Consider the following 22,786-nt stretch of genomic DNA (forward strand, 5'->3'; position numbering starts at 1 on the left):
ATGACCATCCCGACAGCGTTCGCGCCAAGCCTCCCGCCATCCGATCAGGGCGGAGTCTCATCGGGTTGCTGAATGCGCCATCGCCGTGTCGGTCGCACCGTCCGGCCCGCTGCGTCGGCATCGGGCGAGATCTGCGAGCGCGCCGGTCGACGCGGTGCTGATCGGTCCGTGGGTTGCGCGACGAGCTGCGCCGCGAACACCTTCATGCCCTTTTCGCAAGGCTCTGAATCGAGCCTCGTGCCGTCAAAACGATGATCCGGCAATTGGTGCGGACAACCCGGCAGGCGTCTCGTTCTCGCGGAAATCCTCGTTTGCCTCCGAAGCCGGGGCGCGGATCGGCAGGCGACAGGGCGTGGCCGGGGCGCCTCCGGGGTGGTGCGTCTGGCCCTGTCTCATCTGCGGCCAGCAAGGATGCTGTTCTGGCCCGGTCTCCATCGGGCTTACGGAAGCACCAATCCCTCCGACTGACTGATCCCCTAAGTCCGTTCTGTTTCCTTCCGGCAACCCCCGCGGTTTCCGGCCGTGTTGCCGCGCAAGCGCGGCTGCCCGCCCCACCCGGACCTTGGGGGTCAAGCCGCCGCTGAAGGCGGCGATGCAGGAGTCTCCAGACGGCCTTGGCCGGGTCTCGTCGGAGGGAATGGTTCCTCCGAGAAGCAACGGAGACCTACAATGCAGAACATCGTCATCCTCGCTGGCAACATCGGCCAGGACCCGGAAACCCGCGCCACCCAGGGCGGCACCCGCATCACCCACTTCACCCTCGCAACCTCGCGCCCTCGCTACTCGGAAGGCAAGGTGGTCCGCGACGACAGGGGCTACCGGGTGCAGGACACCGAATGGCACCGGATCACCGCCTTCAACAGCCTCGGCAAGACGATCGAGGAGCATTGCGAAAAGGGCATGAAGGTTCTGGTTCGCGGACGCATCCACTACACCAAATGGACCGACCAGCAGGGCAACGACCGCTACGGCTGCGAGATCATCGCCGAAACCGTCGATTTCCTGAACCGGGCGAAGCAGACCGAAAACGACGACGGCAAGTTCATCGACGACGATGACATCCCGTTCTGATCGGACGGCCGGAGACCCGGCGGCGAAAGCCGCCGGGATTTCTAATGTTCGCGCCGGATCGACGCCGCCCCAAAGCTGCGGCCCCTTGGATGCTGCGCGCCGCTTCACGCAAAGGGATCAAACAGACCGGCGCACGCAAGGCGCATATTCGGCGGCGGGCATCACGCGGACCATAGACAACTGCGGACGATCGCGACTGTCAGGGAGCGAGCCAGGGCAGCGCCGGCAAGGGCAATGCAGGGCCAACCGGCTCCGGCAAGCGGAAACCACCCCGTTCTTGTGGCTTAACCTTGGTTCCGGTCCCGGCCTTCCAGGGTCAACCCTCATGGGGTCCGCTACGCAAGCGTGCGGTCGCTTCGTCTTCGCCTGCGCGATGACCCCGGCCGAACCCAAAACACTTCGGGCGCCCGTCGAGCGGGGAATGGTCCCCGCCGAAATCGGGAGCCGGACAATGACCCTCGCAACTGCCAACGCCTACGCCGCCAGTCTCGCCTCCACCCTGATGGTCGCCATCGTCATCTTCCGCGCCGGCGACGGCACCATGAGCGTGATGCCCGCCACCGAATATGACGGCGACGATGACACCATCGTCTCCGAGATCGATCCCTTCGCGTAAAAGGGGCGGATCATCCGCCCCTCCATTTCTTGGACGCCGCCCGCCCAACGCGGTCGTCGGCCTGCTGCGGGCCGAGACCGCCTTTCAGGCGCCCCGATCCCGCGCAGCCGCGCGAATCACTGCACCGGAACCACGTCGCCGCAGATTTCATGCAGCGTCTTTAGACTGGCAAAATAGAGCAAGGACGACTAAAATAGCCGTAGTTCTGGAATGCGCGTAGGTCCGAATGGGAGGTGATCATGCATGATCACCGCCCGACAATCACGGGCCGCACGCGCGTTGCTGGGTTGGACACAGGAGACGCTCGCTGACAAGGCCCGCATATCGCTGACCGCGCTTAAACGCCTCGAATCCGAAAGCGGACTCGATGTGTACGAGACAACGCGCGATCAGGTGCGCAGGGCTTTGGAAGCTGCCGGCATCGTCCTCTTGTCCACCGTTCAGGGGCAAGGAGTGTTGCTGGTCGATGATCGCGGAAATAAGCCCAATCCATCCACCGCAGCGCGCTGATCGGCGGGCAAAGCTCGCCCAAGCTTGCCGTCGCTCCATTTTGGACAAAACATGGTTAAGATGCAGCCGCCGCATAGTAATCGAGCCTGCATCATGATCGAGACATTCGCAGATACCGCGCCGGCAGGGCAGGAACTCACCGCCTATGACAAGGCGCACGTCAAACTCTACGCGCGCTTGCTGGACGCGGATGCCGATGGCGCCGATTGGACAGAGGCGGTGCAGATCTTGTTCGGACTCGATCCCGTCAACGAACCCGAACGCTGTCGACGCATCCACGATAGCCATCTCGCTCGCGCCCGTTGGATGACGCACACCGGCTATCGGCACCTTCTGCGACTGTCCCAGGGCTGATCCGCCGCTGGTCGCGTGATGCTCCTTCGGCATCACGCAATGTCCTCTCCCGGCCTTCCGCCACCTATGATGAAACAGGAAAACTCGGCGTTCGACTTGCGCGTAACCTGCGAGGAGTTGACGCTATGAGGCCAGATACAAGAGACTGGCGGAACGACAGCCGTTACGACTATTTCGACAGGCTGCAGGTCGAGGGACTCGCCTGGGAATGTCTTCGCCGATACGTTCCCTATCAGGAACTCTACAGCGGTCTTGTGAACGCTGCCACTGAGGCCGCACCGCTTCCAAAAGACGCAGAACAGCTCTGGGGGCTTCGATTTCGCTGCCAGGCCGGGCCTGTCCGCACTCGCTCAGGAAATACGTTGGTCGCCGTCCAGCGATACCGCTGTTCTCCTCTTGACGCGCCGCCCCGAATTTCTGCCTCCCGCCCCCGCTTCCTCCGCCGATCCGTTCGCCGCAGGGCGTGAAGCCCCCGAAGGCGCCTATGCGTCCTTCTCCGAGCACGACATCCAGGTTCTGTTCCTTTCCGGCACTGTTCACGACAACCAGCTCGCGGCGCTGGTTCCGCTCGATAACGACGTCTTCGACCGCATCGATGCCCTGACGCGAATGGCGCGCGTCTGGCGCGGCCGCCCGCCGCCACGCGATAAGCGCATGACCGCCGAACAACGCCGCCGCCTGCGCCTGAAACTCCGCGCCACCGATGGTCACATGAACGGCGCGAGCTATCGCGAGATCGCCGTCGCGATCTACGGCGAGGCGCGCGTCAACACCGAGCCCTGGAAGACATCGCCGCTGCGCGATGCCGTCATCGCCCTGGTCGAAGGCGGCTTGGCGCTCATCAACGGCGGCTATCTGCAACTGCTTCGCCAGCGCCGGCGCACATAGCCGCGCCGCGACAGGGGGTGGGGATTTTAGCCACCTCAAGTCCCCCATCCATCCCGCCGACGGTTCTTCGCCACCGTGGTCGCTGTCAGCCGCTGATCGCCAGCGGCCCCCAGCAAACCCACGGAGGCCCGCCCCATGCGACCCGAAACCACCGCGCTCCCGCCACGCTATCTGCGGACCAAGGAAGCCGCTGAATTTCTCAGCCTGTCCGCCCGCACCCTCGAAAAGCACCGGACCTATGGCACCGGCCCGGCCTACCGCAAACTCGGCGGGCGCGTCGTCTATGCCGTCGACGACCTCGAAACCTGGGCCGAGCGCGGCGCCGTCACCTCGACCTCCGATCCGCGCGGCTCCGTGCTGCCGGCGAAGCGCCAGCCGCCGACGACCGACCGGGTTGCCGGCCGGTTCGCACGCTGATCGTGGCCGGACCCTTTCATGGTGGTGCGGCGTCGTGACCTCTCGGAGCGTGGGCAGCTCGATCTGTTTCGCGCACTCCCCGGCGACTTCGCGCCACGAGATGCGCAGGATCTCATGGCCTATCCGTTCTTCTCCCTCTCCAAATCCCATCGCGTCGCCCCGATCGACTTCGCAGCCGGCGACATCACGATCCGCGTCGAGGCCGTTCCCGATCATGGCATGGCCACGATCTGGGACGCCGACATCCTGATCTGGGCCGCCAGCCAGATCGTCGAAGCCCGCGACAACGGGCTTCGCACGTCACGGCTGATGGCGACGACGCCCTATGAAATCCTCACCTATGTCGGACGCGGCACGTCGCTGCGCGATTACCAGCGCCTCAAGGCGGCGCTGGACCGGCTGCAATCGACCACGATCTCGACATCGATCCGCCAGCCGGCCGAGGGCCGCCGCCACCGCTTCTCGTGGATCAACGAATGGCAGGAGCGCACCGACCGCCATGGACGACCGGACGGCATCGAGCTGATCGTCCCCGACTGGTTCTACAAGGCCGTCCTCGACGACGCGCTCATCCTCACCATCGACCCGGCCTATTTCGATCTCACCGGCGGCCTCGACCGCTGGCTTTACCGCATCGTGCGCAAGCACGGCGGCCGCCAGCGCGACGGCTGGCGGTTCGACCTGCACCATCTCCATGTCAAATCCGGCAGTCTGTCGCCGTTCAAACGCTTCGCGTTCGAGCTGCGCGACATCGTGCGGCGCCAGCCGCTGCCCGGCTACGTCCTGTCGCTGGAGATGGAGATCGGCGGGCGCACGCTGCTCGCTTTCGAGCCGCTCGCCCCCTGTGGAAAACCTGTGGACGGGCTCGTGCTATCGGGAACCCGGACTATCGTGCCATCGGGAACCCGAGGCTCGTGCTATCAGGAACCGAAACCGGCCTTAACGTCTGGAAATCGCAGACGGATTCGCGCCCTTAACTTAGAGTCTAACCAAGAATCTAACTTTGAAGAGCGCGCGCGCGATGTGGAAAAGCTCATCCGCGGCGCCGCCAGAAGCCTCAGCGTAACCGCGAAAAAGAGCTTTCCGGCCGCACAGTCCGGCCCCCGAAGGGCCTCCGGCGACATCCGCTCGTCCGAGGCCGGCGATCCCGAAGCGCCCCGGCTTCCCCTCGATCCACCGGGGGGAAGCCGATGATCGTCGCGCTCCTCAATCAGAAAGGCGGGGTCGGGAAGACGACGCTCGCGCTCCATCTCGCCGGTGAACTCGCGGGACGCGGCCGGCGTGTCACGCTGATCGATGCGGACCCGCAGGGCTCGGCGCTCGACTGGTCGCAGCAGCGCAGCCGCGAGGGCCTGCCGCGCGCGTTCGGCGTCGTCGGCCTGGCGCGCGATACGCTCCACCGCGAAGCGCCCGAGCTGGCGCGCGACGTCGATCACATCGTCATCGACGGCCCGCCGCGTGTCGCCGGCCTCATGCGCTCGGCCTTGCTCGCCGCCGACCTCGTGCTGATCCCGGTGCAGCCGTCGCCGCTCGATGGCTGGGCCTCGGCCGAGATGCTGTCGCTCCTCACGGAAGCACGCATCTACCGGCCGCAGCTCGTCGCCCGTTTCGTTCTCAATCGCTGCGCCACGCGCACCGTCATCGCCCGCGAGACGGCCGAGACGCTGGCCGATCACGATCCGCCGGTGCTCGCCGCGACCATCGGCCAGCGCATCGTCTTCGCCGACGCCGCGCAGTCCGGGCGGCTCGCCTCGGAGATCGACAGCCGCTCGCCCGCCGCCCGCGAGATCGCCGCGCTCGCGTCCGAGATCGGCCAGCTCGACATCGGGAGGGACGGTTCATGATCGTCCTCACCGGCGACTGCCGCGACCTCATGCCGCCGCGCGGCCCGTTCGATATGATCCTTGCCGATCCGCCCTATGGCGACACCTCGCTCGCCTGGGACCGGCGCGTCGAGCGCTGGCTGGTGCTGGCGCGCGCCGCCCTCAAGCCCACCGGCTCGATCTGGGTGTTCGGCTCGCTGCGCAGCTTCATGGCGACCGCCGACCGCTTCACCGACGCGCGCTTGCGCATCGCGCAGGAGATCGTCTGGGAGAAGCAGAACGGCTCCAGCTTTCATGCCGATCGCTTCAAGCGGGTGCATGAGTTGGCCGTGCAATTTTACCCGGCCGAGACGGCCTGGCGCGACATATACAACGACGTCCAGACCACGCCCGATGCGACGGCGCGCACCGTCCGCCGCAAGCAGCGTCCTCCCCATAACGGCCAGATCGACGCCGGCCACTACGTCAGCCAAGACGGCGGGCCGCGCATCATGCGATCGGTCATCTACCTGCGCAATTGCCACGGCCGCGCGATCCATCCGACCGAAAAACCGTCGGTGCTGCTCGGCGACTGGTTCGCAGGCTCCGGCGCGGCGGGTGAAGCCTGCCGGCTGTCCGGCCGCCGCTATATCGGCTGCGAGATCGATCCCGTCATGGCCGAGCGCGCCCGTTCCCGGCTCGCCGCGCTGCTGCCCTTCGGCAGCGGAGGCGCGTCATGACGGCCCGCACCGAAAAGCGCGGTTTCGCCACGCGCCCGGCCGATCCCGAACAGTGGATCAAGACGGCCGAGAGCCCGCCACGCACCGCCGAGGCGAGTGCCTATACGGCGCGGCTCACCATCGACGTGACGCCGGAGCTGCGCGGCCGGATCAAGATCGCGGCCTTCGGGCGCGGCGTCACCGTCGCCGACATGCTGCGCGAGCTGCTGTCGCGCGAATTTCCCTCGACCCCAGGAGACCCCACATGAACGGCACCGCGGCCCCCCGCGTGCGCGGCGGCCCGATGCCGTCCGCGCTCATCCAGGATCGCATGACCCGCGTCGAACTGACGTGGATCGAGAAGAAGATCGAATACTGGATCAGGTTCGGCCAGGCGGCGAACGAACAGATCGTCGACCGCCGCCAGCGCATTCTCTCTTTCCGGCCCAATACCATCTTCGCCTTCGTCCGTTGGGCTTCCAACGACTTCGGCACGATCATCTCGCGCATCGACATCGTGCGCGCGGTCGAACCGGGCGAGGCCTACCAGACGCTGCCCTTCGTGCGGCCGGGCGGCGAAATCCTGCTCAAGATCGAGGGCTGGCCGAAGGTCGAGGACGTACTGCGCCACGTCGATGCGATCGAGGCGATCGGCATCGAGGCGGACGCCGTTTCGCCGGAACACTGGCGGCACGTCCACAACCGGATGGCCGCCGCTCAGCAGCCGCGCGCCTACACGCTCGAACAGCATCGCGCCTTCCTCCTGCGCAGGAAGGTTCAGCCATGACGCGCGCCGGCCTCATCACCGTCATGGCGCTCGCCACGCTCGGCATCGGCTATCCGGCGCTCACGCCGATGCCAATCAAGCTCATGTGGAACGCCTCGGCCAGCGCGCCCATCGGCCTCTATTCCATCGACTACGACGGGCCGTTCGACGTCACCGATCTTGTCGCGGTCGACGCGCCCGAACCGCTCGCCGCCTTTATGGCCGAGCGCGGCTATCTGCCCAAGGGCGTGCCGCTCATCAAGCGCGTGCTCGGCGTGTCCGGGCAGACCGTTTGCCGAACCGGCCGCGCGATCACCGTGGACGGGATCGCCATGGGCGCGGCGCTGGAGCGCGACCGGATCGGCCGGGAGCTGCCCGTCTGGCAGGGCTGCCGCCGCATCCAGACCGGCGAAGTCTTCCTCATGAACTGGCAGGTCCGCGACAGCCTCGACGGTCGCTACTTCGGCCTGACCCCCACCGACCAGATCATCGGCCACGCGGTCCCGCTGTGGACCGACGAAGACGGCAACGGCCGCTTCGAGTGGCGCGCGCCGACCCGCTGACGGGGCGCTGACGCCGCCTTTCCCCGACCAACCAGCTCACCAACCTGAAGGAGACGACTATGCCCAACCATCCCTTTGAACCTACCGCCAACGGCTATGCCGGCCGCGTCCGGCTATTCGGCATCGACGAGGCGATCGTGCTCGTCGGCATCGATCCGAGCGACGCCGAGAACGCGCCGGCCTATCGCATCCACCTCGACGACGAGGACGGCCCCGAGATCGGCGCTGCGTGGAAACGTGTCGGCGAACGCGCCGGTGACTACATCGCCCTAGAGATCGACAGCCCGCTCTTTCTGACCGTGTTTCGCCCGGCACTGTTCCAGGCCGACGACGACGGCCGCACCTTCCGGCTCGCATGGAAGCGGCCCCGGCAGCGCGAAGACCGGAGCTGACCGATGCCGGCTCCGATCATCTCCATGCTCGCGGCCCGGCGCGTTGGCCGGGCCGGATCGGCATGTCGCCGCGCCGTTCTCGCCACCCTCGGCGTGCTCGCCTTCTGCGCGGGGCCGACCGGGGCAACGGCGCAGACCCCGCCGGTCGCCCGTCCGTCCGCCACCGATCCCTATGCCGCCCACATCGCCGAGGCGGCGCAGCGGTACGGGATTCCCGAACGCTGGATTCGCGCCGTGCTGCGCGCCGAAAGCGCGGGTGATGTGCGCGCGATCTCGTCGGCGGGCGCGCTGGGGCTGATGCAGGTCATGCCGGATACATGGGCCGCCTTGCGCGCCCGCTACCGTCTCGGCCGCGACCCCTATGACCCGCACGACAACATCATGGCGGGCGCGGCCTATCTGCGCGAAATGTGGGACCGCTACGGCGATGTCGCCGCGATGCTCGCGGCCTACAACGCCGGTCCCGGCCGCTATGACGATCATCGCTCGACGGGCCGCGCCTTGCCGGCCGAAACGCGGGCCTATGTCGCCGCGCTCGTGCCGGTGCTCGGCGGCGCGGCCGCACCCGAAACGTCCGTCTGGCGAGCCGATCCGCCACCCGACTGGCGCGAGGCGGCGATCTTCGTCGTGCGTTCAGCCGACGCTCGCCCCGCCGGTTCGCGGTCGGACAATGCGCGTTCGGACGACAGCCGATCCTCCGTCACGGCGCGGCCATCCGATCCCGCCGCGACATCGGATTCGCCCCTTGTCGTCGCACGCTCCAGCCCCGGAGAGCGCCCATGAGCGTGCGGGCCGTCCTTCGCATCCCTTCGTATTCCGGCGTGTCATGGAGGATGGAAGGGGCAGAGGCAGGCAGAACAACCGGACGATGGCGAGATAAAAAGGCGCACGGTGCGCTTCGGTTGGTCGGTTGTTTTTGCATGGTTTTTTGGCGCGTTCCGCACCGTGCCGCGCTTTCGCGCACCGTGCGCTGCACGCCTATCTTTCTGATTTCCCTGTTCCTTTTGCACCGTGCGAGGTTCCGCCATGGCCGATGACAGCGAAATTCGCGTCCGGCCTGGGCGCATCCGCTCGACCCGCGCACAGCAGGCCCGGCCCTTCATTTCGCAGGCGCTCGCCGCCGCGCAGAAGGCCGGTGGCCGCGTCTCCCGTTCCGGCAAGATTACGACGGGCAACCGCTCGCGCTTCGGGCGCGGCCAGCGCGCCAGCATCCAGGCCAACCGGCTGCTCACCGGCCGCTCACGCATCGTCGTCATCAAGACCCGCGTGGTGCGCCATAGCGCACGCGCCGCGCCGCTGGCTGCGCACCTCTCATATCTCCGCCGCGACGGCGTGACCCGAGACGGGGAGAAGGCGCGGCTGTTCGGCCCTGAAGGCGACAATGTGGATGCCCGCGACTTCGCGGCGCGCTGCGAGGATGACCGGCACCATTTCCGCTTCATCGTCTCGCCCGAGGACGCCGTGGATATGGCCGACCTCAAGGACCATGCCCGCGAGCTTATGGGGCAGATGGAAAAAGACCTCGGCACCAAACTCGATTGGGTCGGCGTCGATCACTGGAACACCGACAATCCCCATATCCATATCATCGTCCGCGGCCGCACCGACGACGGCCAGGACCTCGTAATCTCCCGCGACTACATCAAGGAGGGAATGCGCGCCCGTGCACAGGATCTCGTGACGCAGGAGCTGGGCCAGCGCACCGATCTGGAGATCAACCGCAATCTGGAGCGGCAGGTCGAGGCCGAACGCTGGACGCAGCTCGACCGCCAGCTTGTCCGCGACGCCGGCAAGTCCGGCATCATCGACCTCGCGCCGCAGCCCGGCCAGCAGCCGGACGAATTTCACGCGCTGAAGGTCGGCCGGCTGCGCACGCTCGAAATCTGCGGGCTCGCCGGACAGGTCGGGCACCAGCAATGGTTCATCAAGCCCGAGGCCGAAGCGACGCTGCGCGAACTCGGCGAGCGCGGCGACATCATCAAGCGGATGCACCGGGCGCTGACGACAAGCGGCATCGAGCGCGGCTCGGCCAGCTACGTCCTTGCCGGCGAGAGCCTCGACGTTCCCGTCATCGGCCGCCTGGTCGAACGCGGCCTCGACGACGAGCTGAAGGGAACGGCCTACGCCGTGGTCGACGGCGTGGACGGCCGCACCCATCACATCCGCCTGCCGCATCTCGACGCCACCGGCGACAGCCCGCCGGGATCGATCGTCGAGCTGCGCACCTATGAGGACGCGAAAGGCGATCGTCGCGTCGCGCTCGCCGTCCGCTCCGATCTCGATCTCCAGCATCAGGTGAGCGCCACCGGCGCGACCTGGCTCGACCGGCAATCCATCGCCCGCGAACCCGTCGCCATGTCGGACGGTAGTTTCGGCGCCGAGGTGCGGGACGCGATGCGGCAGCGTGCGGAGCGTCTGGTCGGCGAAGGTCTCGCCGAGCAGCAGGGCCGCCGCGTCATCTTCAACCGCAACCTGATCGACACCCTTCGCCGCCGCGAAGTCGAGGCCGTCGCCGGCCGGCTCGCGAAGGAGACCGGCCAGCCCTTCAAGCCGGCCGAGAGCGGCGAATATGTCGCCGGCACCTATCGCCAGCGCCTGACGCTCGCCTCCGGCCGCTTCGCCATGATCGACGACGGCCTCGGCTTTCAGCTCGTGCCCTGGTCGCCATCCCTCGACAAGCAGCTCGGCCGCCACGTCTCCGGCGTCGCCCGCGACGGCGGCGGCGTCGATTGGGACTTCGGGCGCAAGCGCGGGCTCGGCCTCTAGCCTCAACAGAGAAGGAACATCGCAATGTCCGCGACCAAAATCCTATGGGGACAGATTCTGATCGTCTTCCTCATCGTGCTCTCCACCACCTGGGGCGCGACCGAATATGTCGCCTGGAGCCTCGGGTTTCAGGCGCAGCTCGGGCCGCCCTGGTTCGTCCTCTTCGGCTGGCCGTTCTACCACCCGCCGGCCTTCTTCTGGTGGTGGTTCTCATACGATGCCTATGCGCCGGAGATCTTCACCCAGGGCGCGTTCATCGCCGCGTCTGGCGGCTTCATCGCCATCGCCGTCGCGATCGGCATGTCGGTCTGGCGGGCGCGCGAAGCCAAGGACGTCGCCACCTATGGCTCGGCGCGCTGGGCCGAGAAGGAAGAGGTGAAGGCCGCCGGGCTGCTCGATCCCGATGGCGTCGTGCTCGGCCGCTACGACCGCGACTATCTGCGCCATGACGGGCCTGAGCATGTGCTGTGCTTCGCGCCGACGCGATCGGGCAAGGGCGTCGGCCTCGTCGTGCCGTCATTGTTGACCTGGCCGGGCTCGGCAATCGTCCACGACATCAAGGGCGAGAACTGGACGCTGACGGCCGGCTTCCGCGCGCACCACGGTCGCGTGCTCCTCTTCGATCCGACCAATCCGAAATCCTCGGCCTACAATCCCTTGCTCGAGGTGCGCCGCGGCGAGTGGGAAGTTCGCGACGTGCAGAACATCGCCGACATCCTGGTCGATCCCGAAGGGAGCCTGGACAAGCGAAACCACTGGGAGAAAACCAGCCACTCCCTTCTTGTCGGCGCCATCCTGCATGTCCTCTATGCCGGGGACGACAAGACGCTCGCCGGTGTCGCCGCCTTCCTCTCCGATCCGAAACGTCCGATCGAGTCGACGCTTGCCGCGATGATGACGACCAGCCATCTCGGCGAAGCGGGGCCGCACCCGGTCATCGCCAGCGCGGCGCGCGAATTGCTCAACAAATCCGACAATGAACGCTCGGGCGTGCTCTCCACCGCCATGTCGTTTCTCGGATTGTACCGCGATCCGGTCGTCGCCGAGGTGACGCGGCGCTGCGACTGGCGGATCGCCGACATGGTGGGCGGCAAGCTCCCGACCACGCTCTACCTCGTCGTGCCGCCATCCGACATCAATCGCACCAAGCCGCTGATCCGCCTCATCCTCAATCAGATCGGCCGCCGCCTGACCGAAGACCTGCAGGCGAAGGGCGACCGGCACCGCCTGCTGTTGATGCTCGACGAGTTTCCGGCGCTGGGGCGGCTCGACTTCTTCGAGAGCGCGCTGGCCTTCATGGCGGGCTATGGCCTCAAAGCCTTCCTGATCGCGCAGTCGCTCAACCAGATCGAAAAGGCTTACGGCCCGAACAACTCGATCCTCGACAACTGCCATGTGCGCGTTTCCTTTGCCACGAACGACGAGCGCACCGCCAAGCGCGTGTCCGATGCGCTGGGCACCGCGACCGAGATGAAGGCGATGAAGAACTATGCCGGGCACCGGCTGTCGCCCTGGCTAGGCCATCTGATGGTCTCACGCTCGGAGACCGCCCGCCAGTTGCTCACCCCCGGCGAGATCATGCAGCTCCCGCCGAGCGACGAGATCGTCATGGTCGCCGGCACCCCGCCGATCCGGGCGAAGAAGGCGCGCTACTATGAAGATGCCCGTTTCCGCGAGCGCCTTCTTGCCCCGCCCGAACTGAAACGTCCCGACAAGCCTCGCCCCGACGACTGGAGCAGCCTGCCGATCCCGGCGAGGCCGGACGCGCTGGACGCGCAGCCTGCCGAGCTGTCCGACGACGAAGACACCACCGATTCCGAACGCCGGCTGCAACCCGAACTCAGCCGCGCCAAGCCGGTGGAGAAGAAAGAACCCATTGCCAACGAGTTCGAGATCGAGCTTCCCGACGACGCCGAGGAGGACGCCGTGCGCAACCGGCGTATGCTTCGCCAGATGCAGGGCGTGGCGCGTCAAGTCTCGCTCGACCCGAATGACGGCATGGAGCTGTGAGCGCGCCATGACCAGTCATCGGAAAAAGTCGAAGTTCACGGTCTATCTGGACCCCGACGTGACGCAGGCGCTGGCGGATTTTGCCGCGCGCCGGGATCAATCGCAGTCCATGATCGCCGAGGCCGCCATCGCATCGTTCCTGTCGCCGGACGATGCCGAGCGACGAGAGGCGGTCGTCGCCAAGCGCCTCGACCAGATCGACCGCCGCATGACCCGCCTGGAGCGGGATGTCGGCATCGCCGTCGAAACGCTGGCGGTGTTCATCCGCTTCTGGATCACGACCACGCCGGCCTTGCCGGAGCCTGCCGCACAGGCGGCACGCGCCAAATCAGCCGAGCGGTATGAGGCGTTCATCACCGCGCTCGGCCGGCGCCTCGTGAAAGGACCGAAGCTGCGACAGGAGATCCCCGAGGATGTCTCCAACTCGGAGCCGTGACGATCTCGCGCGTCATCTGGTGAAGCCCCCCGATGACAACAAGATCAGGGCTCCGCCGCCGTTCTCCTGTATTTGCACGCCACGCTACTACTACGACCGATACTTGTTGAACCGGCCCGATTTCGGGCTCTTTTAATCATCCCCGATCGGGGAACTCTCTGTTGCGTCCCCTTGGCTTTGGGGGCGGCATGACTTCTTCTTCTCATCAGAAACCGGAGGCGATCCAGCGCGGCGCGCGCATGCTGCGCACCGCGCTCGGTCCCGCCATCGCCCGGTTCCTTGAGGACGACGGCATCGTCGAAGTGATGCTGAACCCCGATGGGCGCATCTGGATCGACCGGCTTTCCCAAGGGCTGTCCGACACCGGCGAAACCCTCTCGCCCGCAGACGGCGAGCGCATCGTCCGCCTGGTCGCCCATCATGTCGGTGCAGAGGTCCATGCCCGGTCCCCGCGCGTCTCGGCCGAACTGCCCGAGACGGGGGAGCGGTTCGAGGGGCTTCTTCCGCCCGTCGTCGCCGCACCGGCCTTCGCGATCCGCAAGCCCGCCGTCGCCGTCTTCACGCTCGACGATTACGTCGCCGCCGGGATCATGACCGCCGACCAGGCCGCGACCTTGCGGGCGGCCGTCGCATCGCGCGCCAACATCCTCGTCGCGGGCGGCACCTCGACCGGCAAGACCACCCTGACCAATGCGCTGCTCGCCGAGGTGGCGAAGACGCAGGATCGCGTCGTCATCATCGAGGACACGCGCGAGCTGCAATGCGCCGCGCCCAACCTCGTTTCCATGCGGACCAAGGAGGGCGTCGTCACGCTCTCCGATCTCGTGCGGTCCTCGCTGCGCCTGCGCCCCGACCGCATCCCGATCGGCGAGGTGCGCGGCTCCGAAGCGCTCGACCTCCTCAAAGCCTGGGGCACCGGCCATCCGGGCGGCGTCGGCACGATCCACGCCGGCACCGGCATCGGCGCGCTACGTCGTCTCGAACAGCTCATCCAGGAAGCCGTCGTCACCGTTCCGCGCGCGCTGATCGCCGAGACGATCGACCTCGTAGCCGTCCTCTCCGGCCGCGGCTCCGCACGCCGGCTCGCCGAACTCGCCCGCGTCGAAGGACTCGGCCCGGACGGGGACTACCGCGTCACCCCCGCAACCCTTGACCTCACAGGAGAACCTTCATGATCCGCATCCCGCTGCGCGTCCATCGCACCGTCGCGACCGTCGCCGCCGTCGCCTATGTCAATCTCGTCCTCGTCCCGGCCGCGCACGCTTCCGGCTCTTCCATGCCGTGGGAAGCGCCGCTCCAGAAAATCCTCGAATCGATCGAGGGGCCGGTCGCCAAGATCGTCGCGGTCATAATCATCATCGCCACGGGCCTCGCGCTCGCCTTCGGAGACACGTCGGGCGGCTTCCGCAAACTCATTCAGATCGTGTTCGGCCTGTCGATCGCGTTTGCGGCCAGCTCGTTTTTCCTGAGCTTCTTCAGCTTCGGCGGCGGGGCGCTCGTCTGATGGCCGTCGCCTTCGAGCAACTGGATGTACCGGGGTTCACCGTCCCGGTTCACCGCGCACTGACCGAGCACATCCTGCTCGGCGGTGCGCCGCGCTCCATCGCGATCCTCAACGGGACGCTGGCCGGGGCCGTAGGCCTCGGCCTGCGCCTCTGGCTGGTCGGTATCGCGATCTGGGCCATCGGCCATGTCGCGGCCGTGTGGGCAGCCAAGCGCGATCCCCAATTCGTCGAAGTCGGCCGGCGCCATCTGCGCCTCCCGGCTTTTCTCGCGGTCTGAAGGGAGGTGACGCCCATGATGAACCTCGCCGAATATCGCCGTACCGCCTCCCGCCTTGCCGATTTCCTGCCCTGGGCCGCTCTGGTCGGCCCCGGCGTCGTCGTGAACAAGGACGGCTCTTTCCAGCGCACGGCGCGCTTCCGTGGCCCCGATCTCGATAGCGCCGTCGCCGCCGAGCTGGTTGCCGTTGCGGGCCGCATCAACAACGCTTTCCGCCGTCTCGGCTCCGGCTGGAGCATCTTCGTCGAGGCGCAACGCAGCGAAGCCGCGACCTATCCCGACAGCACATTCCCCGATCCAGCATCCGGCCTGGTGGACGAGGAACGCAAGGCCGACTTCGAGGAGGCCGGCATCCACTTCGTGTCGGACTACCTCCTGACCATCCTCTATCTGCCGCCGGCCGAGGACGCCGCGCGGGCCGAGACCTGGCTCTACGAGGGCCGCGAGCAATCCGGCGTCGATCCCCAGGAAGTGATGCGGGGTTTCATCGACCGCACCGATCGCGTGCTCGCGCTCCTCGACGGCTTCATGCCCGAATGCGGCTGGCTCGATGACGCGGAGACGCTGACCTATCTGCATTCGACCGTCTCGACCAAGCGCCACCGCGTCCGCGTGCCGGAAACCCCGGTCTATCTCGATGCGCTGCTCGCCGATCAGCCGCTGACCGGCGGCCTGGAGCCGCGTCTTGGCGATCAGCATCTGCGCGTTCTCACGGTCATCGGCTTTCCGACCGCGACGACGCCCGGCCTGCTCGACGATCTCAACCGGCTCGCTTTTCCATATCGGTGGTCGACCCGCGCGATCCTGCTCGACAAGACCGACGCGACCAAGCTGCTGACCAAAATCCGCCGCCAATGGTTTGCGAAACGCAAATCGATCGCCGCGATCCTCAAGGAAGTTCTGACCAACGAGGCGTCGGCGCTGGTCGATACCGATGCGTCGAACAAGGCGGCCGACGCCGATCTGGCCTTGCAGGAGCTGGGCGCCGATGTCGCCGGCATGGCCTATGTCACCGCGACGATCGTGGTGTGGGACGCCGATCCGCGTCTTGCCGACGAGAAGCTGCGCCTTGTCGAGAAAGTCATCCAGGGCCGCGACTTCACGGCCATGGTCGAAGGCGTCAACGCGGTCGATGCCTGGCTCGGTTCGCTCCCCGGTCATGCTTACGCCAACGTCCGCCAGCCTCCCATCAGCACTTTGAATCTCGCCCACATGATCCCGCTGTCGGCGGTGTGGGCGGGGCCGGAGCTGGACGAGCATTTCGGTGCGCCCCCCTTGCTTTACGGCAAGACCGAAGGCTCGACCCCGTTCCGGTTATCCCTTCACGTCGGGGACGTCGGCCACACGCTCGTCGTCGGCCCTACCGGCGCCGGCAAGTCCGTGCTGCTCGCGCTCATGGCCTTGCAGTTCCGACGCTACGAGCGCAGCCAAGTCTTCGCGTTCGATTTTGGCGGCAGCATCCGCGCCGCCGCCATCGCGATGGGCGGCGACTGGCACGACCTGGGCGGCGGGCTAACCGAAGGGGACGAGTTCTCCGTTTCGCTCCAGCCGCTCTCCCGCATCCACGACACCTATGAGCGTGCCTGGGCGGCCGACTGGATCGTCGCAATCCTGATGCGTGAAGCGATCCAGATCACCCCGGACGTGAAGGAGCATATCTGGACGGCGCTGACCTCGCTGGCGTCGGCGCCGGTCGAGGAACGCACGATCACCGGCCTGTCGGTGCTGCTCCAGTCCAACGACATCAAACAGGCGCTCCGGCCTTATTGCGTCGGCGGCGCCTATGGCCGGCTGCTCGATGCCGAGGCCGAGCATCTCGGCTCGGCCGCCGTGCAGGCGTTCGAGATCGAGGGCCTGGTCGGGACCGGCGCCGCGCCTGCGGTGCTTTCCTATCTCTTCCACCGCATCGGCGACCGGCTCGACGGGCGGCCGACGCTGCTCATCATCGACGAGGGCTGGCTGGCGCTCGACGACGAGGGTTTCGCCGGCCAGCTCAGGGAGTGGCTGAAGACGCTCCGCAAGAAGAACGCATCGGTCATCTTCGCCACGCAGTCGCTCAGCGACATCGACAATTCGAGCATCGCGCCGGCCATCATCGAAAGCTGCCCGACGCGGCTGTTGCTCCCGAACGAACGCGCGATCGAGCCGCAGATCACGGCCATCTATCGCCGCTTCGGCCTCAACGACCGGCAGATCGAGATCCTCGCACGCGCGACGCCCAAGCGCGACTATTACTGCCAGTCGCGGCGCGGCAACCGCCTGTTCGAGCTGGGCCTGTCCGAAGTCGGCCTCGCGCTCTGCGCCGCATCCTCGAAATCCGACCAGACCCTGATCGCCAACCTCGTCGCCGAACACGGCCGCGACGGCTTTCTCGCCGCGTGGCTGCGCGCCCGCGACGTCGGATGGGCGGCTGATCTCATTCCAACTTTCTCGTTCCGCCAAGCAGCAAAGGAGTCCTGACTATGCTTACCCTTCGTATCCGCTCGCGCGCCATGGCGCTCGCCGCGACCATGCTGGCGGCAGCCCCGCTCGCGCTCTCGCCGATGATGGCGACACCCGCGCACGCGATCATCGTCTTCGATCCCAGCAACTATGCGCAAAACGTCCTCACGGCGGCGCGCACGCTGGAGCAGATCACCAACCAGATCACCTCGCTCCAGAACGAAGCGCAGATGCTCATCAACCAGGCGAAGAACCTGGCGAGCCTGCCTTACTCGGCGCTCCAGACCTTGCAGCAGAACGTGCAGCGCACCCAGCAGCTTCTCCAGCAGGCTCAGGGCATCGCGTTCAACGTCCAGCAGATCGACCAGATGTTCACCCAGAAATACGGCAACGTCTCGATGTCGACGACCGACAAGCAGATGGTCGCCGACGCCCGCTCGCGCTGGCAGAACACCGTCGGCGGGCTTCAGGACGCGATGCGCGTGCAGGCCGGCGTCGTCTCCAACATCGACACCAACCGCACGCAGATGTCGGCGCTGGTCAGCCAGAGCCAGGGCGCGACCGGCGCGCTTCAGGCGACACAGGCCGGCAATCAGATCCTCGCCCTGCAATCGCAGCAGCTTTCGGATCTCGTGGCGCTGCTCGCCTCTAACGGCCGCGCCAGCGCGCTCACCGAGGCGGAACGCACCGCCGCCGCCGAACAGGGCCGCGAACAGCGTCGCCGCTTCCTGACGCCGGGCTCGGGCTACCAGCCCGGCAACGCCCAGATGTTCAACAGCGGCAAATAAGGCCGGAAAGGAGGAAGCTCATGGACGGCAAGATGCTGGCCCGGCTGGGCGCTATCGTATTCGTCGCGGTCGCCGTCACGGCGACGGCGATCGAAATGACCCGCAAGCAGGACGCGCCAGCATCGCCGTCGGCGCGTCAGCTTCAGCCCGAAGGCGATCCGCTGCGCGAGAGCCAGCGCCGGTGCCAGCAACTTGGTCAACAGGCCGCGAGCGATACGGAGTGCCTGCGCGTCTGGGCCGAAACCCGCGACCGCTTTCTCGGCCACGCGCCGACGCCGGTCGCACCGGCAACGCCCGCCACCCCGGAAGGGCGGTGAGCCATGGGCGGCGCAGGCGTCATCGACAATTTCCTCGGCGTATTCACCAAATACATCGACTCTGGCTTTGGCCTTCTCTCCGGTGAAGTAGCGTTCATCGCGACCACGTTGATCGTGATCGACGTGACGCTGGCGGCCCTGTTCTGGAGCTGGGCCGGCGATGACGACATCATCGCGCGCCTCGTCAAGAAGACGCTGTTCGTCGGCGTCTTCGCCTATCTCATCGGCAACTGGAACAATCTCGCCAAGATCGTCTTCGACAGCTTCGCCGGGCTCGGCCTAAAGGCAAGCGGGACCGGGTTTTCCGCGGCCGACCTGATGCGCCCCGGCAAGGTCGCGCAAACCGGCCTCGATGCCGCCCGGCCGCTGTTGGAGGCGATCTCGCCACTGATGGGCTGGATCTCCGTGTTCGAGAACCTGATCCAGATCGTCTGCCTGCTTTTCGCCTGGGCGCTGGTGATCCTCGCTTTCTTTATTTTGGCGATCCAGCTTTTCGTGACGCTGATCGAGTTCAAGCTGTCGACGCTCGCCGGTTTCGTCCTCATTCCCTTCGGTCTCTTCGGCAAGACCGCCTTCATGGCCGAGCGCGTGCTTGGCAACGTCATTTCCAGCGGCATCAAGGTTCTGGTCCTGGCCGTCATCATCGGGATCGGCTCGACCCTCTTCGGCGAGTTCACCAAGGGCTTCGGCGGCACGACCCCGACCGTCGACGACGCCATGGCGATCGTGCTCGCCGCCCTCTCCTTGCTCGGCCTCGGCATCTTCGGCCCCGGCATCGCCAACGGCCTCGTCTCTGGTGGTCCGCAGCTCGGCGCGGGTGCGGCGGTGGGCACCGGCCTTGCCGTGGGAGGTGCTGCCCTTGCCGCAGGCGGTGCGGCGGGTCTCGCCCTCAAAGGTGGATCGGCGGCGCTCTCCGGTGGCGCTGCCGCTGCACGCGGCGGCGCGACAGCGGCAGGCGCAGCATCGACCGCCTATTCGCTTGGTTCCATGGGGCAGTCCGGTGCGGCGGGCGTCGCCTCCGGCGTGGGCGGCGTCGCCCGCGCCGCAGGCTCCACAGCCGTCTCGCCGCTGAAGCGCGCCGTAGCGCGTGCTTCCGAAAGCATGAAATCCAGCTTCTCCGATGGCGCCAAGGCCGGATTTGGCGCGACCGGCGGCTCCTCGACCATGGGAACCGTCGGCGGTGAAGCCGCCGAGGCCGCATCCACGCCGACAGCAGCGGCAGGCGACGCCCCGGAATGGGCCAAGCGCATGAAGCGCAGCCAGCACCTTTCTCACGGCGTCAGCGCCGCCGCCCATGCCGTCAAGTCCGGCGACAGCCACGGCTCCGGCTCTTCCATCAACCTTTCCGAAAGCGACCGCTCATGAACATCTTCAAGCGACCCGCCGTGCATTACGGCAAGACGCCCGAACCCGAGACGCCTTACCAGCAAGCCGCGCAGGTCTGGGATAACCGCATCGGCTCGGCCCGCGTGCAGGCCAAGAACTGGCGCTACATGGCCTTCGGCTCGCTCATTCTCTCGGCGGGCTTCGCCGGGGCGCTCGTCATCCAGTCCGCACGCGGGACCGTCGTACCGTGGGTTGTCCAGGTCGATAAACTCGGCCAGGCGCAGAGCATTGCGCCGGCCACCGCCGACTATCGCCCGACCGATCCGCAGATCGCGTGGCATCTCGCCCGCTTCATCGAGCAGGTCCGCTCGATCCCCGCCGATCCGATCATCGTCCGCCAGAACTGGCTTCGCGCCTATGAGTGGACGACCGATCGCGGCGCCGCCGCGCTCAACGACTATGCCCGCACCAACGATCCCTTCACCAAGGTCGGCAAGCAGCAGATCGCTGTCGACGTCTCCAGCGTCATCCGCGCGTCACCGGATTCGTTCCGCGTCGCCTGGACGGAACGACGCTACGAGAACGGGCAGCTTTCAGCGACCGAGCGTTGGACCGCGATCCTCACCATCGCCGTTCAGCCGCCGCGCGATGCCGAACGGCTCAAGGCCAATCCCCTAGGAATCTATGTCAATGCGATTTCGTGGTCGCGGGAGATCGGCCAATGAAATCGGCTTTCCGTAAATCCGTAGTCCCGGCTGTACTGCTGGCCGCGACCGCATTGGCAGGCTGCGCCACCAACAAGCCGCCGTCGATCAGCTATGACGCCAGTGTGCCGCCGTTACCGGCCATTCCCGCTGCTGTCATCGATGACCGGCCGAAGCCGGTGCTGATCCCGCCGGCCTGGACGGTCGCACGCGGTGGCGAGACCGCCGGCACCCCGACCGGTCGCGTCGAGAACGCCAATGCCGCTGCCCGCGTGCAGCCGCGCCGCGAGGGCTATTTCAACGCCATTCAGGTCTATCCATGGTCGGAAGGCGCGCTCTATCAGGTCTATGCCGCACCCGGCCAGATCACCAATATCGCGCTCGAACCCGGCGAAAGCCTGACCGGCGCAGGTCCGATCGCTGCCGGCGATACCGCCCGTTGGATCATTGGCGACACCGAATCCGGTTCCGGCGTGGCCCGTCGTGTGCATGTGCTGGTGAAGCCAACGCGCGCCGACATCACCACCAATCTCGTCATCACCACCGACCGGCGCACCTACATGGTCGAGTTGCGATCCGGCGAGAAGCCCTATATGCCGGCCGTGTCTTGGTCCTATCCGCAGTCGGCAGGCGGCGGGCGTCAGGCCGTTCCCGCAACGCCGGTCATCCCCGCCGTCGCCGCCCGCAACTATCGCTATGGCCTGACCGGCAGCGACAATCCGCCATGGAAGCCCGTCGTCGTCTATGACGACGGCCGCCGTGTCTATGTCGAATTCCCGCGCGGCATCGTGCAGGGCGAGATGCCGCCGATCTTCGTCATCGGCCCGGAAGGTGAAGCGCAGATCGCCAACACCCGCATCTATCAACACATCCTGATCGTCGATCGCCTGTTCGGGGCGGCCGAACTGCGCCTTGGCGGCGGAGAGCGTCAGCAGGTCGTCAGGATCGTTCGCACCGACGGGAGGCCGCAGTCATGAGCGATACAGAAACCAACGCAGCCCCTATGCGCCTGCGCGCAGAAGCTCCGCGCGTCACGCGGCTGTCGCGCAAGATGCTCGCCAGCGTCGCGGCCGTGGCCCTGGTCGGGATCGGCGGGGCGCTGATCTACGCGCTCCAGACACCCACTGGCGGCGATGGCGGGGAAGAACTCTACTCCACCGCCAACCGGCAGACCGCCGATGGTCTTGCGAGCCTGCCACGCGACTACACCGGCCCCGTCCTCGGGCCGGCGCTGCCCGGCGATCTCGGCGGCCCAATCCTGTCCGCGCAGAATGCCGGCCAGCCGGTCGTGTCGCCCGTGGTGCCGTCACCCGGAGTCGACGAGGCCGAGCAGCGCCGCCGCGCCGAGGAAGAAGCCGCACGCCTCAGCACGGTCTTCTTCCAGTCGAGGCAAGGATCGACCGCGGCTACACCGGGCGCTATGCCCGGCCTTACAGGCTTCGATCCCGCCAGCGCCGCCACAGGCCAACCGACCGCGCAGGACCGGCAGCTTGCCTTCCTCAACGCCGCGGCCGACCGGCGCACGGTCACGCCGGATCGCGTGACGCCGCCGGCGTCGCCCTTCGTGCTTCAGGCGGGCGCGGTGATTTCCGCTGCGCTCATCACCGGCATTCGTTCCGATCTTCCCGGCCAGATCACCGCGCAGGTCACGGAGAACATCTATGACAGCCCGACCGGCAGCATCCTCCTCGTGCCGCAGGGGACGCGGCTCATCGGCGAGTACGACAACAGCGTCCAGTTCGGACAGCGCCGTGTGCTGCTCGTCTGGAACCGACTCATCATGCCGAACGGCCGCTCGATCGTTCTCGAGCGTCAGCCGGGCGCTGACACACAGGGCTATGCCGGCCTTGAAGATGGTGTCGATTACCACTGGTGGGATCTCGCCAAGGCCGCCGCACTCTCGACGCTCCTCGGCGTCGGCGCGGAACTCGCCACCGACGACAACGACCGGCTGCTCCGCGCCGTGCGCGACGGCGCGCAGGACACCGTGAATCAAGCCGGTCAGCATATCGTCCAGCGCCAGTTGCAGGTCGCGCCCACGCTGACCATCCGGCCCGGCTTCCCGGTCAGGGTCATCGTCACGCGCGATTTGGTGCTCGAACCTTACAGGAGCTGAC

28 protein-coding genes are annotated in these 22,786 nt (G+C 66.9%); all 28 read left to right on the forward strand.

What is annotated here, in order from left to right; genetic code table 11:
• Positions 1-669: 669 nt before the first annotated feature.
• The 28 genes from BFN67_RS23615 to BFN67_RS23745 all read left to right on the forward strand — a co-directional run bounded on the left by BFN67_RS23615 (position 670) and on the right by BFN67_RS23745 (position 22,785).
• Positions 670-1,071 carry a single-stranded DNA-binding protein gene (locus tag BFN67_RS23615; RefSeq protein ID WP_080921894.1) on the forward strand — a complete coding sequence of 134 codons (402 nt, stop codon included), beginning with the start codon at positions 670-672 and terminating at the stop codon, positions 1,069-1,071.
• Between the two features lie 451 nt (positions 1,072-1,522).
• The gene (locus BFN67_RS24615) at positions 1,523-1,687 is read left to right on the forward strand and encodes a hypothetical protein (protein ID WP_170138923.1); all 165 of its coding nucleotides are present in this window, start codon (positions 1,523-1,525) and stop codon (positions 1,685-1,687) included.
• A gap of 243 nt (positions 1,688-1,930) precedes the next feature.
• Positions 1,931-2,197 (forward strand): helix-turn-helix domain-containing protein, encoded by a 267-nt coding sequence (locus BFN67_RS23620; protein ID WP_080921895.1) that lies wholly within the window; start codon positions 1,931-1,933, stop codon positions 2,195-2,197.
• 93 nt (positions 2,198-2,290) lie between these two features.
• Positions 2,291-2,551, forward strand: a complete 261-nt coding sequence (locus BFN67_RS23625; protein WP_080921896.1) for a DNA -binding domain-containing protein — start codon at positions 2,291-2,293, stop codon at positions 2,549-2,551.
• Between the two features lie 125 nt (positions 2,552-2,676).
• A complete protein-coding gene (locus BFN67_RS25030; RefSeq protein ID WP_245295391.1) occupies positions 2,677-3,018 on the forward strand; it encodes a transcriptional regulator domain-containing protein in 342 nt (113 codons plus the stop codon).
• Positions 2,948-3,439, forward strand: a complete 492-nt coding sequence (locus tag BFN67_RS23635) for a DUF2285 domain-containing protein (protein ID WP_245295392.1) — start codon at positions 2,948-2,950, stop codon at positions 3,437-3,439. Before BFN67_RS25030 ends, BFN67_RS23635 begins: the two co-directional genes overlap by 71 nt.
• 135 nt (positions 3,440-3,574) lie before the next feature.
• On the forward strand, positions 3,575-3,856 hold the full coding sequence (locus tag BFN67_RS23640; protein ID WP_080921898.1) for a helix-turn-helix transcriptional regulator: 282 nt from the start codon (positions 3,575-3,577) through the stop codon (positions 3,854-3,856).
• Between the two features lie 18 nt (positions 3,857-3,874).
• Positions 3,875-5,050, forward strand: a complete 1,176-nt coding sequence (locus BFN67_RS23645) for a replication initiator protein A (RefSeq protein ID WP_080921899.1) — start codon at positions 3,875-3,877, stop codon at positions 5,048-5,050.
• Positions 5,047-5,700: a ParA family partition ATPase gene (parA, locus tag BFN67_RS23650; RefSeq protein ID WP_080921900.1), complete on the forward strand. Its 654-nt coding sequence runs from the start codon at positions 5,047-5,049 to the stop codon at positions 5,698-5,700. The genes BFN67_RS23645 and parA overlap by 4 nt, the downstream gene beginning before the upstream one ends.
• Positions 5,697-6,398, forward strand: a complete 702-nt coding sequence (locus tag BFN67_RS23655) for a DNA-methyltransferase (RefSeq protein ID WP_080921901.1) — start codon at positions 5,697-5,699, stop codon at positions 6,396-6,398. Before parA ends, BFN67_RS23655 begins: the two co-directional genes overlap by 4 nt.
• Positions 6,395-6,646, forward strand: a complete 252-nt coding sequence (locus BFN67_RS23660) for a ribbon-helix-helix protein (protein ID WP_080921902.1) — start codon at positions 6,395-6,397, stop codon at positions 6,644-6,646. The genes BFN67_RS23655 and BFN67_RS23660 overlap by 4 nt, the downstream gene beginning before the upstream one ends.
• Positions 6,643-7,164: a DUF2840 domain-containing protein gene (locus BFN67_RS23665; protein WP_080921903.1), complete on the forward strand. Its 522-nt coding sequence runs from the start codon at positions 6,643-6,645 to the stop codon at positions 7,162-7,164. The genes BFN67_RS23660 and BFN67_RS23665 overlap by 4 nt, the downstream gene beginning before the upstream one ends.
• Positions 7,161-7,706 (forward strand): S26 family signal peptidase, encoded by a 546-nt coding sequence (locus tag BFN67_RS23670; protein WP_080921904.1) that lies wholly within the window; start codon positions 7,161-7,163, stop codon positions 7,704-7,706. Before BFN67_RS23665 ends, BFN67_RS23670 begins: the two co-directional genes overlap by 4 nt.
• Positions 7,707-7,765: 59 nt before the next feature.
• Positions 7,766-8,098 (forward strand): DUF736 domain-containing protein, encoded by a 333-nt coding sequence (locus BFN67_RS23675; RefSeq protein WP_080921905.1) that lies wholly within the window; start codon positions 7,766-7,768, stop codon positions 8,096-8,098.
• Between the two features lie 3 nt (positions 8,099-8,101).
• The gene (locus BFN67_RS23680) at positions 8,102-8,881 is read left to right on the forward strand and encodes a lytic transglycosylase domain-containing protein (RefSeq protein WP_080921906.1); all 780 of its coding nucleotides are present in this window, start codon (positions 8,102-8,104) and stop codon (positions 8,879-8,881) included.
• A 243-nt stretch (positions 8,882-9,124) separates the two neighbouring features.
• Positions 9,125-10,864, forward strand: a complete 1,740-nt coding sequence (locus tag BFN67_RS23685) for a relaxase/mobilization nuclease domain-containing protein (protein ID WP_080921907.1) — start codon at positions 9,125-9,127, stop codon at positions 10,862-10,864.
• A 24-nt stretch (positions 10,865-10,888) separates the two neighbouring features.
• Entirely contained in the window at positions 10,889-12,874 is a 1,986-nt protein-coding gene (locus BFN67_RS23690) for a conjugal transfer protein TraG (protein ID WP_080921908.1), read from the forward strand.
• 7 nt (positions 12,875-12,881) lie between these two features.
• A complete protein-coding gene (locus tag BFN67_RS23695) occupies positions 12,882-13,310 on the forward strand; it encodes a CopG family transcriptional regulator (RefSeq protein ID WP_080921909.1) in 429 nt (142 codons plus the stop codon).
• 188 nt (positions 13,311-13,498) lie between these two features.
• Positions 13,499-14,485 carry a P-type conjugative transfer ATPase TrbB gene (gene trbB / locus BFN67_RS23700; protein ID WP_080921910.1) on the forward strand — a complete coding sequence of 329 codons (987 nt, stop codon included), beginning with the start codon at positions 13,499-13,501 and terminating at the stop codon, positions 14,483-14,485.
• On the forward strand, positions 14,482-14,814 hold the full coding sequence (locus BFN67_RS23705) for a TrbC/VirB2 family type IV secretion system protein (protein WP_080921911.1): 333 nt from the start codon (positions 14,482-14,484) through the stop codon (positions 14,812-14,814). Before trbB ends, BFN67_RS23705 begins: the two co-directional genes overlap by 4 nt.
• Entirely contained in the window at positions 14,814-15,092 is a 279-nt protein-coding gene (locus BFN67_RS23710; protein WP_047143435.1) for a VirB3 family type IV secretion system protein, read from the forward strand. The genes BFN67_RS23705 and BFN67_RS23710 overlap by 1 nt, the downstream gene beginning before the upstream one ends.
• Before the next feature lie 15 nt (positions 15,093-15,107).
• Positions 15,108-17,552: a conjugal transfer protein TrbE gene (trbE, locus tag BFN67_RS23715; protein WP_080921912.1), complete on the forward strand. Its 2,445-nt coding sequence runs from the start codon at positions 15,108-15,110 to the stop codon at positions 17,550-17,552.
• Positions 17,553-17,554: 2 nt separating this feature from the next.
• Positions 17,555-18,322, forward strand: coding sequence for a P-type conjugative transfer protein TrbJ (gene trbJ / locus BFN67_RS23720; RefSeq protein WP_080921913.1), 768 nt, complete (start codon positions 17,555-17,557; stop codon positions 18,320-18,322).
• A gap of 20 nt (positions 18,323-18,342) precedes the next feature.
• A complete protein-coding gene (trbK-alt, locus tag BFN67_RS23725; RefSeq protein WP_080921914.1) occupies positions 18,343-18,639 on the forward strand; it encodes a putative entry exclusion protein TrbK-alt in 297 nt (98 codons plus the stop codon).
• A gap of 3 nt (positions 18,640-18,642) precedes the next feature.
• Complete coding sequence (trbL, locus tag BFN67_RS23730) at positions 18,643-20,004, forward strand: P-type conjugative transfer protein TrbL (RefSeq protein WP_080921915.1); 1,362 nt, start codon at positions 18,643-18,645, stop codon at positions 20,002-20,004.
• The gene (trbF, locus tag BFN67_RS23735; protein WP_080921916.1) at positions 20,001-20,690 is read left to right on the forward strand and encodes a conjugal transfer protein TrbF; all 690 of its coding nucleotides are present in this window, start codon (positions 20,001-20,003) and stop codon (positions 20,688-20,690) included. Before trbL ends, trbF begins: the two co-directional genes overlap by 4 nt.
• Entirely contained in the window at positions 20,687-21,646 is a 960-nt protein-coding gene (trbG, locus tag BFN67_RS23740) for a P-type conjugative transfer protein TrbG (protein ID WP_080921917.1), read from the forward strand. The genes trbF and trbG overlap by 4 nt, the downstream gene beginning before the upstream one ends.
• Positions 21,643-22,785 (forward strand): TraB/TrbI/VirB10 family type IV secretion system protein, encoded by a 1,143-nt coding sequence (locus BFN67_RS23745; protein WP_080921918.1) that lies wholly within the window; start codon positions 21,643-21,645, stop codon positions 22,783-22,785. The genes trbG and BFN67_RS23745 overlap by 4 nt, the downstream gene beginning before the upstream one ends.
• The last annotated feature ends 1 nt before the right edge of the window (position 22,786 follow it).

Source organism: Manganibacter manganicus, from assembly GCF_002075885.1.
Classification (GTDB): domain Bacteria; phylum Pseudomonadota; class Alphaproteobacteria; order Rhizobiales; family Rhizobiaceae; genus Mesorhizobium; species Mesorhizobium manganicum.

Excerpts from the sequence above, each read along its gene's own strand:
- BFN67_RS23705 (WP_080921911.1), top strand. The coding sequence starts at position 14,482 with ATGATCCGCATCCCGCTGCGCGTCCATCGCACCGTCGCGACCGTCGCC.
- BFN67_RS23615 (WP_080921894.1), top strand. The coding sequence starts at position 670 with ATGCAGAACATCGTCATCCTCGCTGGCAACATCGGCCAGGACCCGGAA.
- BFN67_RS23685 (WP_080921907.1), top strand. The coding sequence starts at position 9,125 with ATGGCCGATGACAGCGAAATTCGCGTCCGGCCTGGGCGCATCCGCTCG.
- trbB (WP_080921910.1), top strand. The coding sequence starts at position 13,499 with ATGACTTCTTCTTCTCATCAGAAACCGGAGGCGATCCAGCGCGGCGCG.
- BFN67_RS23675 (WP_080921905.1), top strand. The coding sequence starts at position 7,766 with ATGCCCAACCATCCCTTTGAACCTACCGCCAACGGCTATGCCGGCCGC.
- BFN67_RS23710 (WP_047143435.1), top strand. The coding sequence starts at position 14,814 with ATGGCCGTCGCCTTCGAGCAACTGGATGTACCGGGGTTCACCGTCCCG.
- trbG (WP_080921917.1), top strand. The coding sequence starts at position 20,687 with ATGAAATCGGCTTTCCGTAAATCCGTAGTCCCGGCTGTACTGCTGGCC.
- BFN67_RS23655 (WP_080921901.1), top strand. The coding sequence starts at position 5,697 with ATGATCGTCCTCACCGGCGACTGCCGCGACCTCATGCCGCCGCGCGGC.
- BFN67_RS24615 (WP_170138923.1), top strand. The coding sequence starts at position 1,523 with ATGACCCTCGCAACTGCCAACGCCTACGCCGCCAGTCTCGCCTCCACC.
- trbF (WP_080921916.1), top strand. The coding sequence starts at position 20,001 with ATGAACATCTTCAAGCGACCCGCCGTGCATTACGGCAAGACGCCCGAA.
- trbE (WP_080921912.1), top strand. The coding sequence starts at position 15,108 with ATGATGAACCTCGCCGAATATCGCCGTACCGCCTCCCGCCTTGCCGAT.
- parA (WP_080921900.1), top strand. The coding sequence starts at position 5,047 with ATGATCGTCGCGCTCCTCAATCAGAAAGGCGGGGTCGGGAAGACGACG.
- BFN67_RS23745 (WP_080921918.1), top strand. The coding sequence starts at position 21,643 with ATGAGCGATACAGAAACCAACGCAGCCCCTATGCGCCTGCGCGCAGAA.
- BFN67_RS25030 (WP_245295391.1), top strand. The coding sequence starts at position 2,677 with ATGAGGCCAGATACAAGAGACTGGCGGAACGACAGCCGTTACGACTAT.
- BFN67_RS23645 (WP_080921899.1), top strand. The coding sequence starts at position 3,875 with ATGGTGGTGCGGCGTCGTGACCTCTCGGAGCGTGGGCAGCTCGATCTG.
- BFN67_RS23660 (WP_080921902.1), top strand. The coding sequence starts at position 6,395 with ATGACGGCCCGCACCGAAAAGCGCGGTTTCGCCACGCGCCCGGCCGAT.
- BFN67_RS23640 (WP_080921898.1), top strand. The coding sequence starts at position 3,575 with ATGCGACCCGAAACCACCGCGCTCCCGCCACGCTATCTGCGGACCAAG.
- BFN67_RS23670 (WP_080921904.1), top strand. The coding sequence starts at position 7,161 with ATGACGCGCGCCGGCCTCATCACCGTCATGGCGCTCGCCACGCTCGGC.
- BFN67_RS23680 (WP_080921906.1), top strand. The coding sequence starts at position 8,102 with ATGCCGGCTCCGATCATCTCCATGCTCGCGGCCCGGCGCGTTGGCCGG.
- BFN67_RS23620 (WP_080921895.1), top strand. The coding sequence starts at position 1,931 with ATGATCACCGCCCGACAATCACGGGCCGCACGCGCGTTGCTGGGTTGG.
- trbL (WP_080921915.1), top strand. The coding sequence starts at position 18,643 with ATGGGCGGCGCAGGCGTCATCGACAATTTCCTCGGCGTATTCACCAAA.
- BFN67_RS23665 (WP_080921903.1), top strand. The coding sequence starts at position 6,643 with ATGAACGGCACCGCGGCCCCCCGCGTGCGCGGCGGCCCGATGCCGTCC.
- trbK-alt (WP_080921914.1), top strand. The coding sequence starts at position 18,343 with ATGGACGGCAAGATGCTGGCCCGGCTGGGCGCTATCGTATTCGTCGCG.
- BFN67_RS23625 (WP_080921896.1), top strand. The coding sequence starts at position 2,291 with ATGATCGAGACATTCGCAGATACCGCGCCGGCAGGGCAGGAACTCACC.
- BFN67_RS23695 (WP_080921909.1), top strand. The coding sequence starts at position 12,882 with ATGACCAGTCATCGGAAAAAGTCGAAGTTCACGGTCTATCTGGACCCC.
- BFN67_RS23690 (WP_080921908.1), top strand. The coding sequence starts at position 10,889 with ATGTCCGCGACCAAAATCCTATGGGGACAGATTCTGATCGTCTTCCTC.
- trbJ (WP_080921913.1), top strand. The coding sequence starts at position 17,555 with ATGCTTACCCTTCGTATCCGCTCGCGCGCCATGGCGCTCGCCGCGACC.